This window comes from Agathobaculum sp., from assembly GCF_050946325.1.
Classification (GTDB): domain Bacteria; phylum Bacillota; class Clostridia; order Oscillospirales; family Butyricicoccaceae; genus Agathobaculum.
Genome location: NZ_JBMNUP010000039.1, coordinates 1 through 13568, shown reverse-complemented (window position 1 = coordinate 13568; position 13568 = coordinate 1). Strand labels below are relative to the sequence as shown.

Below are 13568 nucleotides of genomic sequence, written 5' to 3'. Positions count from 1 at the left end.
CGCAGGGGCGGCTGTTTTTCTGTCTTTTTTTCTGTTAATCGCGCAGATGCTGTTTACAGGAATGCGTTTTCTTACAAACCCATCTCCGCCTTGAGCTTCGCCAGCTCGTCATCCACTGCGTCCGGCGCGGCGCTGCCGTATTTCTTTTCCAGCTCGGCGGCCTCGTCAACCGGCTTTTCGTTCAGCGCGGCCATGGCGTTGGCCTGGTCCAGCATCGCATCCGCTTTGGCTTCCATGCGGCTGAAGGCGTCCATTGCGCCCGCCGCTTTGTCCGCACCGGATGAGAACTTGTTCACCTTCTGCTGCGTTTTGGCCACGGCCACCTTGGCCTTAATCATTTCACGGCGGGCATTGAGCGTTTCAATATCGCTCACCAGCTTATCATGCATTTCGCGCATCTTCTGCGCGTTGGCATGCGCAGCGTCATAGGTTGCCTGCAGGGAAACCGCCTTTTCCGACAGCTGCTGCTTTTTGGTAAGGAAGGTGCGCGCATCCCCCTCATTGCCGGCAGAAAGCGCTTTGCGGGCCAGACCGCTGTATTTTTCCATATCCGCGGCATTGTCCTCCAGCATACGCTTGGCGCGCGTCTCCTCCGCCATCACGCCCGCCGTTTCCTTCTTGACTTCAGCCAGATTCTCCGTCAAATCGCGCAGATACTGGTCAATCATCTTGGCGGGGTCCTCGGCCTTGTCCAGCAAATCGTTGATGTTTGCCCTGATAATGTCGCTAAAACGCTCCAAAATGCCCATTTTTATTCTCCTTCTCTATCAAAATATTTATTTTTGTTCATGTGCGGCGCCAAATCTTACCATTCCTGCCTACTTATCCTCATATTTCTTTGCCAGATCCTCAACCTCCTGATCCTCAAACTTCTCCAGCGGGGTCTTGAGAATCTCTTCCGCGCGCTTTTGCTCGCGTTCGCGCTGCTCGCGCCGCTTTTTCAGCGTCACAAACACCAGCACCGCCACAATCACCACCGCGGCACAAACCGCCACCGGCACAACCGGCGATTTTGTCACGGTCATAATGCGCTCGCCCGTCTTTTCAAACGTCAGCGAAAAAATCTCCTCTTCGCTGATGGAATAATCGTTGTAATACCGGTCCAGGTAATCGGCCAGAATGGCAATGGCTTCGCTGTCCATCACGGTCTTGGCCTGACTGCCCACTGTATATCCGCAGTTGTACGAACCGTGGTTGTCATCGCAGAAAACCAGCAGAAAATGGCCCTCGTCCTGAAACAGCTGCCCATACAGCTGCTCAGCCTGTGCGGTCAGCTCCTGCACGGAGGTGGTCGTCCCGTTGGGCAGCACATATACATAAGGCTGCACGCCCGTCTCTTTATAGAATCGCTTCAGGCCGTTTTCCAGTTCCGCTTTATTGGAAAACCAGCCGCCGTCCTGGTCGGTGAAATACGCGGTCTCCATCACCGCTGCGGCCGGCAGTTTTTCCCGCTCCACGGTGGATTTCTGTATGCTTCCGCCGCCGCCTCCGCCGCCCATCAGCATGTTGAGCGCAACCACAAAAATCAAAATCACCGCGGCAATTGCAACCAGCGTGCCGCAGCCCGAGCTGTTCCCGTTTCCGCCGCCGTTATTGCCCTGGTTGCCGTTGTTGCCCCCGCCGCCGCCCGAATACCGGCGCGTGTTGTTGATGATAATCGGTCCTGTGCGGAAGCCGCCGTAATATCCGCCGCGGAAACCGCCGAAACTGCCGCCGGACGAACGGCCGCCGCTGCGGCCGCCTCCACCGGAAAATCCGCCGGAAGAGCGCCCTCCGCCGGAAAATCCACCGCCGAAGCCGCCTCCTCCGCCGCTTCCGCCGCCGCCTGATCTGCCCATTATTTTCCCCCTTTTTATGTTTTCGCTTTCCAGATGCCGGTCATATATTTTATGACATCGTGCCGTGTAATAATGCCGCAGAACATGCCGCGTCCGTCCACAACCGGCACAAAGTTCTGGTCGGTCACCAGCTCAACCAGCCCCTCCATCGAGGCGTCCATGCTGACCGTGCGGTGCGTCACCCGACGCCGCACCTGCCCAACCGGCATGGCGGCCGCCTTTTCTGCCGGGGTGCGCATCAGCAGCCGGAGAAAGTCTCCTTCTCCGATGGTGCCGATATAACGCCCTGTTTTATCAATCACCGGTACGGCCGTAAAGCCGCTTTCCAGCATATCCGCAAGCGCCTGCTGCACAGAGCAGTCATCCTGTAAGTACTTTACTTCCACCTTGGGCTTGAGAAAAAAGGATATATTCATTGCTCCTCCTCCTTCGCTTTATTTATTGTACGCTGTGTCCGGATTTGGGTCAACCGTTTCCCATCATGTTTAACAATTTATTTGCAATTCATTTGTTGCTTCTTGTAAAATCTGACGGCCGGTTTTGCGGCGGCTGAAAAAAATATCCGGCTGTACTTGACGTCTGCGTTTTTAACTGCTAAACTGTAAAAGTGAGCAGAACTCAGCTTCTCTCGCACGCATCTTTTTTTGCAGAAAAGAGGTTATTAACATGAAAAAAAGATTACTCGCCGCGCTGATGGCCGGCGCAATGGCCCTGACCATGACCGCCTGCGGCGGCTCCGGAGACGACAGCCAGACCGGTGCGCCGGACGCGGATGCCGGACAGACAGACGGTGCGGCAGACGCCGGTGAAACCTACAAGGTCGGCATTGTGCAGCTTGTCGAGCATGACGCGCTGGACGCGGCGACCAAGGGCTTTCAGGATGCGCTGACCGAGGCGCTCGGCGACGCGGTTTCCTTTGAGTTCAATAACGCGCAGAACGATTCCAACACCTGCTCTACCATTGTCAACGGCTATGTTTCCAGCGGTGTTGACCTGATCATGGCCAACGCGACGCCCGCTTTGCAGGCGGCCGCCGCGGCAACCGGCGATATTCCGATTCTCGGCACCTCGGTCACCGAGTACGGCGTCGCGCTGGAGATTTCCGACTTCTCCGGCACGGTAGGCGGCAACATTTCGGGCACTTCGGACCTGGCCCCGCTGGACCAGCAGGCCGCCATGCTGCAGGAGTGGTTCCCGGACGCCAAAAACGTCGGCCTGCTGTACTGCTCGGCCGAGCCGAACTCCCAGTACCAGGTGGACGTAGTCAAGGCGGAGCTGGAAAAGCTGGGCTACACCTGCACGCTGTATGCCTTCTCTGAATCCAACGACCTTTCCGCCGTCTGCACCACCGCCGCGGAAGCGAGCGACGTGCTCTATGTGCCGACCGACAACACCTGCGCCAACAACAGCGGCATTATTGACAACATCTGCCGTCCGGCCAAGGTTCCGGTCATCGCCGGTGAGGAAGGCATCTGCAAGGGCTGCGGCGTTGCCACGCTTTCCATCAGCTATGAAGACCTGGGCCGCACCACGGGCGAAATGGCCGCCAAGATTCTGACCGGCGAAGCGGATATTTCGACCATGGCGATCGAATATGCGCCCGCTACCAAGAAATACAACAAGACCATCTGCGACGAGCTGGGTCTGACCGCACCCGAAGGCTATGTGGAAATTGAGGCGTAAACCGCCTTGCGCTCCGCATGCCGGAGCATAACCAACTGCAAAATGCAGCGGAAAAGTACTTCCTTTTTCCGCTGTTTTTTGCTATAATTTTTTTATATTGTTTTACTTCATTCGTTTTACTGGGGGACTTGTTGTGATTTCAAATCTGCTTGCGCGGCTTGCCACCGTGCCGGGCGCGCTGCCCGGAGCGGTTGCGCAGGGCCTCATCTGGGGCATTATGGCAATTGGCGTGTACATCACTTACCGGATTCTGGACGTGGCCGACCTGACGGTTGACGGCTCGCTCGGCACGGGCGGCGCGGTCTGCATCGTCATGATGATGCTGGGCTTCAACGTGTGGACAGCCATGTTCGCGGCGCTGCTTGCCGGCCTGGTGACCGGCCTTGTCACCGGCCTGTTTCACACCTTTATGGGCATACCGGCCATCCTTGCCGGTATTCTGACGCAGCTTTCGCTCTATTCCATCAACCTGAAAATCATGGGCAAAGCAAATCAGTCCATCAATGTGGATAAATATGACCTGCTGATTTCGCTGCGCTGGGTCAAGGAAGCCGCGCTGCACAATCCGCTCATCACGGTCAGCATTCTTGTTGTCGTCCTGATTGCGCTGCTGTACTGGTTCTTCGGCACCTCGCGCGGCTGCTCCATCCGTGCAACAGGCGCCAACCCCAACATGAGCCGCGCGCAGGGCATCAATACGGACTTTAACACGGTCCTCGGCCTGATGCTGTCCAACGGTCTGGTCGCCTTTTCCGGCGCGCTGCTCAGCCAGTATCAGGGCTTTGCGGATGTTTCCATGGGCCGCGGCGCCATTGTCATCGGCCTGGCTGCCTGCATCATCGGCGAAGCGGTGTTCAGCCGCATCTTCCGCAATTTTGCGCTGCGCCTGCTGTCGGTTGTGCTCGGCTCCATCATCTACTATGTCGTCATTCAGGTCGTCATCCAGCTCGGTCTGGACGCCAACCTGCTCAAGCTGCTCTCCGCAATCGTCGTAGCCATCTTCCTGGCCGTGCCGTACTGGAAGAGCAAGTATTTCCGCGGCCACGCTAAAAAAACCGCGCAGAAGGAGGATGGCCGCAATGCTTGAACTCAAGGGACTGTATAAAACCTTCAACGCCGGCACAGTGAACGAAAAGCGGGCGATTGACAACCTGAACCTGACGCTGAACAACGGCGACTTTGTCACGGTCATCGGCGGCAACGGCGCAGGCAAATCCACCATGCTCAACCTGATCGCCGGCGTATTTCCGGTGGACGAGGGCCTCATCCGCTTAAACGGCTTCAACCTGACGGGCCTGCCCGAGCACAAGCGCGCGCGTTTTCTCGGCCGCGTGTTCCAGGACCCCATGATGGGCACGGCCGCTACCATGGGCATTGAGGAAAACCTTGCCCTGGCTTACCGCCGCGGCCGCTCGCGCGGACTGGGCAGCGGCATCACCAATGAGGAGCGCAAGATTTACCGCGAAAAGCTCGCCACCCTCGGCCTGGGGCTGGAGGACCGCATGACCAGCAAGGTCGGTCTGCTTTCCGGCGGCCAGCGCCAGGCGCTGACCCTGCTGATGGCCACGCTGCAAAAGCCCGATCTGCTGCTGCTGGACGAGCATACCGCCGCGCTTGACCCCAAAACGGCGGATAAGGTATTGCAGCTTACCGAAGAAATCGTTGCGCGGGACAATCTGACCACGCTGATGGTAACGCACAACATGAAAAACGCCATCCAGTACGGCAACCGCCTGATTATGATGGACGCCGGCCGCGTGGTGGTTGATATCAGCGGCGAGGAAAAGAAGCACCTGACCGTGCGCGACCTGCTGGAAAAGTTCAACATCGAAAACGACCGCATGCTGCTCTCCGAATAACCGAAAACAAAAAGGACGCCACAAGGCGTCCTTTTTTTCTGTTTCAGCCCAAAATGCCCAAATGCTCCAGCAGAATCTTCGTACCCATCAAAATCAGCACCGCGCCGCCGAAGTATTCCGCCCGCGCCTTGTACTTTTCACCGAACACGTTGCCCACCTTGACCCCCGCGCACGACAGCGCAAACGTCGTCACGCCGATGAAGCACACAGCCGGCACAATGTTCACCCGCAAGAATGCAAACGTCACGCCGACGGCCAGCGCGTCAATGCTGGTGGCCACCGCCAGCGGCAGCATGGCGCGCGCGGAAAAGGAATCGCTCATCGCGTCCCCATCGTCCTGCCCGCGGGCTTCGCGCAGCATGTTCAGGCCAATCAGGCCGAGCAGCACAAAGGCGATCCAGTGGTCCACGCTGGTGATGAACGCCTGAAAGCGCACGCCCAGCGCAAAACCCAGCGCCGGCATCAGCGCCTGAAAACCGCCGAACCACAGGCCGGTCAGCAGCGCATGCCGCGGCCGCAGCCGCTGCACGCTCAGCCCCTTGCAGATTGAAACCGCAAACGCATCCATCGACAGACCGACCGCAATGATGAAAAGCTCCCATATGCTCATTTTCCGTCCTCCTGTTCCTCCGGCGGCAGGCGGGCATAAAAAAGCGAGACCCATCTGCCGCATACAGATAAGTCTCGTCATTTCATGCGGGGCCAGAGGGAAACGCTCCCCCAGCATGTTGGCCCTGCCGCGCGGACGGGATACGCCGCGCCGACTACTCCCTTATTGTGCCCAATCATACCATATGCGGCGCGGCCTGTCAAGAGAACCGCCCGTCCGGCAGCGCCGCATCTTCTTCCAGCCAGCCGTTTTGCCGCGCCAGCGCAGCCAGGGCGCGGTTGCGCTCGTTCATCGGGCCAAAGGCCGCCGCGCAGCAGATCACCCGCCGGCACCCGCGCATGCAGGCCGCCGCGCGGTCAAAGGCCGCGTCGCTCACCGGCGCAAAGGGCGCTTCCGCCACCACTTCCGCGGCCAGCGCCGCCGCAACCGGATAGTCCAAATCGTTTTTGTGTAGCACGCCCGCCGCAAAGGGCACGCCCTGCCGCTGCAAACGGCGGTAAACCGGAATGCCGCCGCCCCCGCCGCCGATGACGAACACCTCGGGCGCGCCGGATACGCGCGTCAGCTCCAGGCAGCCAAAATCCGCATTATAGCTGCCGCGCTGCGCGCCGTACAGCTGCATGATGTAATCGGCCGTGAAAATCTCCTCCGGCGGGCCGCAGCGCTCAATCGCGCTGCCGCTGACGCAGACCACGCGGTCGGAAATCCGCTGCGCCAGATCCAGCTCATGCATGGATAAAATGACCGCCAGACCGCGCGCGCGCACCATATCCTTTAAAATTTCCAGCAGCTCCAGCTTGTACCGGATATCCAGAAAGGAGGTCGGTTCATCCAGCACGATGACCTCCGGCTGCTGACAGATTGCCCGCGCAAGCAGAATCCGCTGGCGCTGGCCGTCGCTCAGCTCGGCAAAGCTGCAGCAGGCAAGCGCTTCCGCATGCACCAGCCGCAGCGCCTGTTCGGTCTGCCGCCTGTCCTCGGCCGAGAGCAGACCCAGCCGTCCCGTATACGGATACCGCCCCGTGCTGACGACATCCCAGCAGGTCATCAGCTCGGGCCGTATCCGCTCGGTCATCAGGATGGACATTTTTCTGGCCACGCTCATCGCGTCCATTTTCGCCATCGGGCGGCCGTCCAGATAAACCGCGCCGCCCAGCAGCCGCAGCTGGCGGATAATGCTTTTCAAAATGGTCGATTTGCCCGCCCCGTTCGGGCCGATGAGCGTCAGAATTTCTCCCTTTTGCAGGGTCAGACAGATGTGCTCAATCAGCGCGTGGCCGTCATAACCGACAGCCATATCCTCTGTTCGCAAAAAAGCCTCCGGCATATCCATCTCCCCCTTACGCCTGCTGGCGGCGGCGCACCATAATATAAATCACAATCGGCGCGCCCAGCACCGCCGTGACCGAGCTGATGCTCATCTCCGTGGGCGCAAAGGCCGTGCGCGCAATCAGATCGCACAGCAGGCAAAACGCCGCGCCGCCCAGAAAGCAGGCCGGAATGAGCAAAATCGACTTTGCCGTGTGCAGCAGGCTTTTCATCAGATGCGGCGCCGCGATGCCCACAAAGGAAACCGGTCCGGCAAAGGCCGTAACGCAGGCGCTCAGCACGCTGGACAGCAAAATGAGCGCCAACCGGAACATCCGGATGTTGACGCCCATGTTCTGCGCATAGGTTTCGCCCATCTGGTAGGCGCCGATCTGCTTGGAAAGCAGAAAAGTCAGCACCAGCGCCGCGCTGACAACAACGGCCACCACGCCCACGCTGTCCCAATACAGGCCGGAAAAGCTGCCCTGCGACCAGTTGTGCAGGTTTACAATATTGGAATCCTCCGCAAAGGTGACGACAAAATCAGTTACCGCCGAGCAGATATAGCCAATCATCACGCCGCACACCACCAGCATGGACGCTTTTTGCGCCCGCGGCGCCAGCAGCAGAATCACCCCCATGGACAGCAGCGCGCCCACAAAGGCGGCGGCGATCAGCACCGCCGAGCCCGAAGCCAGGCCGCGGCTGAGCGCGAACACCATCGTCAGCGATACGGTCAGTTTGGCGCCCGACGAAATGCCGAGCACAAACGGGCCTGCAATGGGGTTGGCAAAAAACGTTTGCAGCAGAAAGCCCGAAACCGACAGCGCGCCGCCCAGAATCAGGGCGGCCAGCGTGCGCGGCAGACGAATGCCCCATACGATGCTGTATGCTGTGCTGCCGTCCGGCGCGCAAAACAGCATGCGCAGCGCGTCCCCGGCGGACAGACCGGCCGCGCTGCCCGCCGCCACGCTGCAAACGGCCAGCACCGCCACCAATACGGTCAGCAGTACAAAAACCGCTCCATATCTTGCATTCGATGATTTGTTCATGGCTCTCCCCTCTTATGACAGGCGGCGCAGATACGTCAGCGCCCGCTCGTCCGGCTGCTCCTGCGTGAAAACAGTGTGCAAATCCGTAATCAGCGCGCCCAGCCCCAGGCTCTGCTGGAACAGGTTTTTTTCCGTACACCATACATTGCCCTGCCGCACCGCGCGGCAATCGCGCAGCACGGGGCTTTTTTCCAGCAGCTCGTCCAGCGTTTGCAGGCCGCCGTCAATGGCACTGTTGTAAATCAGCACGTCTGCGTCCCGCACACTCTGATAAAACGCTTCCATCTGCATATTCACCGTGGAAAGCGCGCTCTCCTCAAACGGCAAATCGTTCAAAGCATATACCCCGCCTGCCAGCGCGATGGCCTTGGCAACGTAATCCCCTGGGCGGCGCACATTGACCGCGCCCGAAGAGGTGATATAGAAAAAGGCCGCCGTTTTGCCCGTGCCCGGCTGCTCCAGAATGGGCGCAAGCGTTTGCAGCATCGCATCAAAATACGTTTCCGCCTGCTCCTCCCTGTCCAGCAGCGCGGCATACAGCCGGAGCCACTCCATCCGTCCCAGCGGATGGCTCTCATAGCTTGAGCGCTCAACCAGCACGGGCACACCCAGCCGCTCCAGCTGTTCCATGACCTCCGGCGTGTGGTAAATCATGGTCGATTCCACCGCCAGGTCGCAGCCCTCTTCCAATATCAGCTCATAGTCCGGCGCGCTGTACTTGCCGGCATACAGCATGCTGCCGTTTTCCATCGCCTGCCGCGCTTCGTCAATATACCAGTTGTCCGCCTCCGTGCCCGAAAGGGCGACGGCGTCCAGCGCGTCCAGCTCGCGCAGCAGGTCCATTGCCGAGGTGGCCACCAAGTAAATATGGTCAAGCGGCTGCTGCAATACGGTCATCCCGTCCGGCAGGCCGGCGGGAACGGGCGCGTTTTCCGGCACGGTCAGATACTGCTCGTCCCCAATGACGATCTTTTTGTAGCCGTCCGTCAGATATTCCACCGAAAACTGCTCTGCATAATGCAGCTCCATGCTGCGCTCGACCGTCAGGCTGTCCCACGAGGGGCCCGCGGCGCCGTCTGCCGCCTGCCCGCCGCCGCAGCCCGCAAGGCCGAGCAGCAGCGCGGCCAGCGCCGCGCAAATCATCCCTCTGCGCACGCCGTCAGGCCGCCTTTTCAATGGAAGCGCTGTCAAAACACAGCGTATATTCGATTTCATGCGGGGTGCTCATCGCCGTTGTATCGGCATGGACGGTCAGCGCGCGGTCAAAGGAGGAAACCGGTATCTCAAACACCGCGCCGCCCTCTGTGCTGAGGGGCAGCAGCTTTTGCCCGTCCACCTTCATATAATCATAGTTGGGGCTGCTCCATATTACCGTGGCGTATGCCGCGCCGTTTTCCACACGCAGCGGCGCCGGAGACTGTACGCTCGCCTTACCCGAACCGCCGGCAAGCGTGACCGAAACCGTATACGCGCCATCCTCCAGACCAAGGCTGGCGGCCGTTGTCAGCACATCCTCCGCAAAAGCCTCCGCTGAAAGCGAATCCGAACGGAAAACCAGCGTGCGGTCATACCAGAGCTGCTTTTTCTTGCTGAACGCCGCGCAGGGAATGCCCGTATCCAGCGCCTCAACCGGCACCGTAAAGGTATGCGTGCCATCCTCCTGCTCGGCAAACGGAATGCAGGCGGCCTCGTCCGCTGCCGCGGCCTGCTCGCCCGTACCCATAAACACCTTCAGGTAGCCCGTGCCGCCCATGTGCATCACAGCCGTCATGCTGCCGTTTTCCACGGTCAGCTCGCACGCTTCCACATTGAACATGGAAGAACTGGAATCCACCGTAACGGAATACACGCCGTCCTTGAGCGCGCTGCCCGCAATGGGCGTCATGCCTTCTTCCACCACATCCTGCACATCGGCCATCTGGCCCGCGTCAGCCACCTGACCGGTCTGCGCCGCGCCGTCCGTCTGACCGTCCTTTGCCGTATCCGCCGTTTGCTCCGCGCCGCAGCCCGTCAGCAGCAGCAGCGCTGCCAGCAGCGGCAATGATTTTTTCCACATTGTCATCCATGCCTTTCGTTTTCTTTTTTTCTGTTATCCAAGCGCCGCAGCAGCCTGCTGCGCATGCGCCACCAGCAAATCCTGCACCGCCTTCAGTTCGCCCATGCCGCTGACAACGCACTCGACCTCATACCCTGCGTTTTCAAAAATGCTCTTCCACGAATCCGGCTCGTCGCCCGCCATATCGTTGTTTGCGTGGTCGCCCGCAACAATCATCATCGGCCGCAGCACCACGCGCTCATATTCGCCGGCCTGCACCAGTTTCAGCACATCCTCCACCGTGGGGGCCGCCTCTACGGTGCCGACAAAGCAGTTCTGATAGCCCGCGTCGGTCATCACCTGCTGCATTTTTGCATAAACCGCGTTGGAGGCGGCTTCGGTTCCGTGTCCCATAAAGCAAACGGCGGTTTTGCCGTCGTCATACGAGGCAGTCGCTTCCGCGAGGGCGGCGGCAACCGTCTCAAAATCCGCGTCCGTGGTCAGCAGCGGCTTGCCGACTGACAGCGCCTCAAAGGCGTCCGCATACTGGGCGACTTCTTCGACCAGATCGTTGTACTCCAGGCCGTCCATCAGGTGCGTGGGCTGCACCACCAGCCGCTTGACGCCGTTTTCCACCGCGCGGTCGAGCGCCTGACGCACATTGTCAATCTCCACTCCGTCGCGGCTTTTGACATGGTCAATGATGATCTGGCTGGTAAAGGCCCGCCGCACCGAAAAATCCGGAAAAGCGGCCTGCACGGCCTGCTCCATCGCGCCGATGGTCAGGCGGCGGCTGTCATTGTAGCTGGTGCCAAAGCTGACGACCAGCAGCTCGTCCTCCCCAATGCCGTCCGCATTGAGCGGGTCGTCCAGCGAAGCGTCGCCGGTGTCGTAATTTTCCTCGTCCTCCGCTGCGTCGGCCTGCGTGCCGGCGGCGTCCTCCGAAGGGGTTTGCGCGGGCGTATCCTGTTTTTCCGTCCCGCAGGCGGTAAGCAGCATCGCCGCCATCGCGGCAGCCGTCAAAGCGGCAAGCAGTTTTTTTGTTTTCATGATGATTTCCTCCTGTCAATCTGCGGTCAGGGCATATACCCTGTGCCTGTTTTCAGCGCAGCATCCTTCCAGGTACGGAAATAAAAAGGTCATCCGAAGATGACCACGATAAACAAACCTGTAAACAGCGTTTACAAGCAAACGGTACAATCAATTCCTCGTGATCCGGAATACCGCAGTATTCCCGTACCAGCCGCCGGCAGGTCTCCTGACTCGCGGTTTTTGCGCGCCGCCGCCTTCCCAGCTTTCGCCAGTGGCCTGCCCTTTTGGGGCACCGGCCGCGCGCTTTCCGCATACAGTGACGAGATCGTACAGGCCTTTCACCTGTTTCCCTATTATCCGCCCGCACCCCAAAGGATGGAGCGGCACCGACTGCTTTATTCAATTGCTACTTATGCCGTTATTCTATCACGACGGAAGGCGGAATGCAATCTTTTTTGGGATGGGATTTTGAAAGCCTGCGCAGCATGTCGCTTGTTTTCTTTTGCCATAGACAACAAAAAGCCCTTCCGTTTCCGGAAGGGCTTTTGGAGCTTGCGGCCGGACTCGAACCGGCGACCTGCGCATTACGAATGCGCTGCTCTACCAACTGAGCCACGCAAGCACATAAGCTGAATTTAACCAAAATGCTGCACCCCGCGCTTTTCCGGCGCGGCGCTGCTTCGCTCATTTGATCCGCGCACGGCGCGGGAACAAGGTCAGCGGCCTACGGGCTACCAACGAAGCCACGCAAGCAGATTTTATTGTCAGCCTTGTTATTGTAACACGGTTTTAAGATTTAGTCAATCTTTTTTTCAACTTTTCCTTGACTTTTTCTTTTCATCCGGTATAATAATAAGGTATCCTTGCTCACATCAGGGGATGTGGGCCAAAAGTCCAAAAGGAGGTGCTAAAGTTATGGCAAAGATCACTGGCAAGTACGAGACGATCTTCATTGTCAACCTCACGCTGGAAGAGGCAGCGGCTACCGCTGTTGTGGACAAGTTCAAGTCGCTCGTCGAGGCAAACGGCACGAACGTAGAAGTCGAGGATTGGGGCAAGCGCCGTCTGGCGTACCCGATTGAGGACCTCACGGAAGGCGTTTACACGCTCATCCGCTTTGAGTCCGCACCGGCTTTCCCGGCCGAGCTGGACCGTATCTACAAGATCACGGACGGCGTAATGCGTTCGCTTATCGTCTGCCTGGACGACTAAGGCGGTGAACGACCAATGCTCAACAAGGCAATTCTGATGGGTCGTTTGACCCGCGATCCCGAATTGCGCCACACCCAATCGAACATGGCTGTGTGCTCGTTCTCCCTTGCGATCGACCGCGACCGCAAAGGCCCGAACGGCGAACGCCAGACCGACTTCATCGACTGCGTCGCATGGGGCCGTCAGGCGGAGTTTGTTGCACAGTGGTTCCAAAAGGGTATGCTGGCCATCGTAGTCGGCCGTATTCAGTCCCGCCGCTGGCAGGACCAGAACGGCAACAATCGCACGGCGATTGAAGTCAACTGCGACGAAGTCTCCTTTGGCGAGACCAAAAAGTCCCGCGAATCAAACGGCGGCTATGCAGGCGGCTACGGCTATGATAACGGTTCGCAGATGCGGCCCGAGCCTGCCGCGTCCCAGGTTGCTCCGGCATTTGACCTGCCTTCGGGCGGTTCGGATTTTGCCGAGCTGGCTGACGACGACGGCGATGTCCCATTCTAACAAGGAGGTAACGCGACAATGGAAGAAACCAAGAAGGAATTCACGCCCCGTCCGGAGCGTGCAGAGCGCCCGCAGCGCGGCCGTCGCCGCCGCAAGGTTTGCGCTTTCTGTGTTGATAAAGTCGAGCATGTTGACTATAAGGATGCTGGCAAGCTCCGCAAGTACATGTCTGAGCGCGGCAAGATTCTGCCCCGCCGTATGACCGGTACCTGCGCGCATCATCAGCGCCAGCTGACCGAGGCGATCAAGCGCGCCCGTCACATCGCTCTGCTGCCCTACACGGCTGAGTAAGTTTTCGTTTTTACAGGATACAAAAAACCGTCTTTCTTCGGAAAGACGGTTTTCTTTTTTATGGCTGTTTTTGCCTGCAAAAAAGGGACGCACACAAGCGTCCCTTTTGCTGTTTTGCACGGCTTATTTCTGCTTTACCGCGCCGTC

The 13568-nt window shown here is 59.0% G+C and carries 15 protein-coding genes, 1 tRNA gene and 1 riboswitch; of the genes, 6 read left to right on the top strand and 10 right to left on the bottom strand.

Annotated features, from left to right (window positions below; all coding sequences use genetic code 11):
- Positions 1-71 precede the first annotated feature (71 nt).
- From ACOYIE_RS04815 to ACOYIE_RS04805, 3 genes are all read right to left on the bottom strand, one after another.
- Complete coding sequence (locus ACOYIE_RS04815; RefSeq protein ID WP_433411012.1) at positions 72-749, bottom strand: PspA/IM30 family protein; 678 nt, start codon at positions 747-749, stop codon at positions 72-74.
- Positions 750-818: 69 nt separating this feature from the next.
- On the bottom strand, positions 819-1838 hold the full coding sequence (locus ACOYIE_RS04810) for a hypothetical protein (RefSeq protein ID WP_433411011.1): 1020 nt from the start codon (positions 1836-1838) through the stop codon (positions 819-821).
- A gap of 14 nt (positions 1839-1852) precedes the next feature.
- Positions 1853-2254, bottom strand: coding sequence for a CBS domain-containing protein (locus ACOYIE_RS04805; RefSeq protein ID WP_433411010.1), 402 nt, complete (start codon positions 2252-2254; stop codon positions 1853-1855).
- A 250-nt stretch (positions 2255-2504) separates the two neighbouring features.
- On the opposite strand from ACOYIE_RS04805, the gene ACOYIE_RS04800 reads away from it, so the two are divergent.
- From ACOYIE_RS04800 to ACOYIE_RS04790, 3 genes are all read left to right on the top strand, one after another.
- Entirely contained in the window at positions 2505-3521 is a 1017-nt protein-coding gene (locus tag ACOYIE_RS04800; protein WP_433411009.1) for an ABC transporter substrate-binding protein, read from the top strand.
- Positions 3522-3738: 217 nt separating this feature from the next.
- On the top strand, positions 3739-4608 hold the full coding sequence (locus ACOYIE_RS04795) for an ABC transporter permease (RefSeq protein WP_433411013.1): 870 nt from the start codon (positions 3739-3741) through the stop codon (positions 4606-4608).
- On the top strand, positions 4601-5380 hold the full coding sequence (locus ACOYIE_RS04790) for an ABC transporter ATP-binding protein (RefSeq protein WP_433411008.1): 780 nt from the start codon (positions 4601-4603) through the stop codon (positions 5378-5380). Before ACOYIE_RS04795 ends, ACOYIE_RS04790 begins: the two co-directional genes overlap by 8 nt.
- A gap of 43 nt (positions 5381-5423) precedes the next feature.
- Here the strand turns inward: ACOYIE_RS04790 and ACOYIE_RS04785 are convergent, their stop codons facing one another.
- The 7 genes from ACOYIE_RS04785 to ACOYIE_RS04755 all read right to left on the bottom strand — a co-directional run bounded on the left by ACOYIE_RS04785 (position 5424) and on the right by ACOYIE_RS04755 (position 12039).
- Entirely contained in the window at positions 5424-5990 is a 567-nt protein-coding gene (locus ACOYIE_RS04785; RefSeq protein ID WP_433411007.1) for a manganese efflux pump MntP, read from the bottom strand.
- Between the two features lie 199 nt (positions 5991-6189).
- Positions 6190-7317, bottom strand: coding sequence for an ABC transporter ATP-binding protein (locus ACOYIE_RS04780; protein WP_433411006.1), 1128 nt, complete (start codon positions 7315-7317; stop codon positions 6190-6192).
- Between the two features lie 13 nt (positions 7318-7330).
- Positions 7331-8350, bottom strand: coding sequence for a FecCD family ABC transporter permease (locus ACOYIE_RS04775; protein WP_433411005.1), 1020 nt, complete (start codon positions 8348-8350; stop codon positions 7331-7333).
- Between the two features lie 12 nt (positions 8351-8362).
- On the bottom strand, positions 8363-9505 hold the full coding sequence (locus ACOYIE_RS04770; protein WP_433411004.1) for an ABC transporter substrate-binding protein: 1143 nt from the start codon (positions 9503-9505) through the stop codon (positions 8363-8365).
- 4 nt (positions 9506-9509) lie between these two features.
- Positions 9510-10412 carry a hypothetical protein gene (locus ACOYIE_RS04765; protein WP_433411003.1) on the bottom strand — a complete coding sequence of 301 codons (903 nt, stop codon included), beginning with the start codon at positions 10410-10412 and terminating at the stop codon, positions 9510-9512.
- Positions 10413-10439: 27 nt separating this feature from the next.
- On the bottom strand, positions 10440-11435 hold the full coding sequence (locus ACOYIE_RS04760) for a sirohydrochlorin cobaltochelatase (RefSeq protein ID WP_433411002.1): 996 nt from the start codon (positions 11433-11435) through the stop codon (positions 10440-10442).
- A gap of 181 nt (positions 11436-11616) precedes the next feature.
- A riboswitch (cobalamin riboswitch) is annotated at positions 11617-11823 on the bottom strand.
- Between the two features lie 140 nt (positions 11824-11963).
- Positions 11964-12039 (bottom strand) — tRNA-Thr (locus ACOYIE_RS04755).
- A gap of 293 nt (positions 12040-12332) precedes the next feature.
- Between ACOYIE_RS04755 and rpsF the strand changes: the two genes are divergently transcribed.
- Genes rpsF through rpsR form a run of 3 tightly spaced genes read left to right on the top strand, consistent with a single transcriptional unit; the run spans position 12333 to position 13421 of the window.
- Positions 12333-12629 carry a 30S ribosomal protein S6 gene (gene rpsF / locus ACOYIE_RS04750; protein ID WP_433411001.1) on the top strand — a complete coding sequence of 99 codons (297 nt, stop codon included), beginning with the start codon at positions 12333-12335 and terminating at the stop codon, positions 12627-12629.
- A 15-nt stretch (positions 12630-12644) separates the two neighbouring features.
- Positions 12645-13130, top strand: a complete 486-nt coding sequence (locus tag ACOYIE_RS04745; protein ID WP_433411000.1) for a single-stranded DNA-binding protein — start codon at positions 12645-12647, stop codon at positions 13128-13130.
- An 18-nt stretch (positions 13131-13148) separates the two neighbouring features.
- Positions 13149-13421: a 30S ribosomal protein S18 gene (gene rpsR / locus ACOYIE_RS04740; RefSeq protein ID WP_031473842.1), complete on the top strand. Its 273-nt coding sequence runs from the start codon at positions 13149-13151 to the stop codon at positions 13419-13421.
- The last annotated feature ends 147 nt before the right edge of the window (positions 13422-13568 follow it).

Excerpts from the sequence above, each read along its gene's own strand:
- ACOYIE_RS04800 (WP_433411009.1), top strand. The coding sequence starts at position 2,505 with ATGAAAAAAAGATTACTCGCCGCGCTGATGGCCGGCGCAATGGCCCTG.
- ACOYIE_RS04795 (WP_433411013.1), top strand. The coding sequence starts at position 3,739 with ATGGCAATTGGCGTGTACATCACTTACCGGATTCTGGACGTGGCCGAC.
- ACOYIE_RS04805 (WP_433411010.1), bottom strand. The coding sequence starts at position 2,254 with ATGAATATATCCTTTTTTCTCAAGCCCAAGGTGGAAGTAAAGTACTTA.
- ACOYIE_RS04765 (WP_433411003.1), bottom strand. The coding sequence starts at position 10,412 with ATGACAATGTGGAAAAAATCATTGCCGCTGCTGGCAGCGCTGCTGCTG.
- ACOYIE_RS04815 (WP_433411012.1), bottom strand. The coding sequence starts at position 749 with ATGGGCATTTTGGAGCGTTTTAGCGACATTATCAGGGCAAACATCAAC.
- rpsR (WP_031473842.1), top strand. The coding sequence starts at position 13,149 with ATGGAAGAAACCAAGAAGGAATTCACGCCCCGTCCGGAGCGTGCAGAG.
- ACOYIE_RS04790 (WP_433411008.1), top strand. The coding sequence starts at position 4,601 with ATGCTTGAACTCAAGGGACTGTATAAAACCTTCAACGCCGGCACAGTG.
- ACOYIE_RS04785 (WP_433411007.1), bottom strand. The coding sequence starts at position 5,990 with ATGAGCATATGGGAGCTTTTCATCATTGCGGTCGGTCTGTCGATGGAT.
- ACOYIE_RS04760 (WP_433411002.1), bottom strand. The coding sequence starts at position 11,435 with ATGAAAACAAAAAAACTGCTTGCCGCTTTGACGGCTGCCGCGATGGCG.
- ACOYIE_RS04780 (WP_433411006.1), bottom strand. The coding sequence starts at position 7,317 with ATGCCGGAGGCTTTTTTGCGAACAGAGGATATGGCTGTCGGTTATGAC.
- rpsF (WP_433411001.1), top strand. The coding sequence starts at position 12,333 with ATGGCAAAGATCACTGGCAAGTACGAGACGATCTTCATTGTCAACCTC.
- ACOYIE_RS04775 (WP_433411005.1), bottom strand. The coding sequence starts at position 8,350 with ATGAACAAATCATCGAATGCAAGATATGGAGCGGTTTTTGTACTGCTG.
- ACOYIE_RS04810 (WP_433411011.1), bottom strand. The coding sequence starts at position 1,838 with ATGGGCAGATCAGGCGGCGGCGGAAGCGGCGGAGGAGGCGGCTTCGGC.
- ACOYIE_RS04745 (WP_433411000.1), top strand. The coding sequence starts at position 12,645 with ATGCTCAACAAGGCAATTCTGATGGGTCGTTTGACCCGCGATCCCGAA.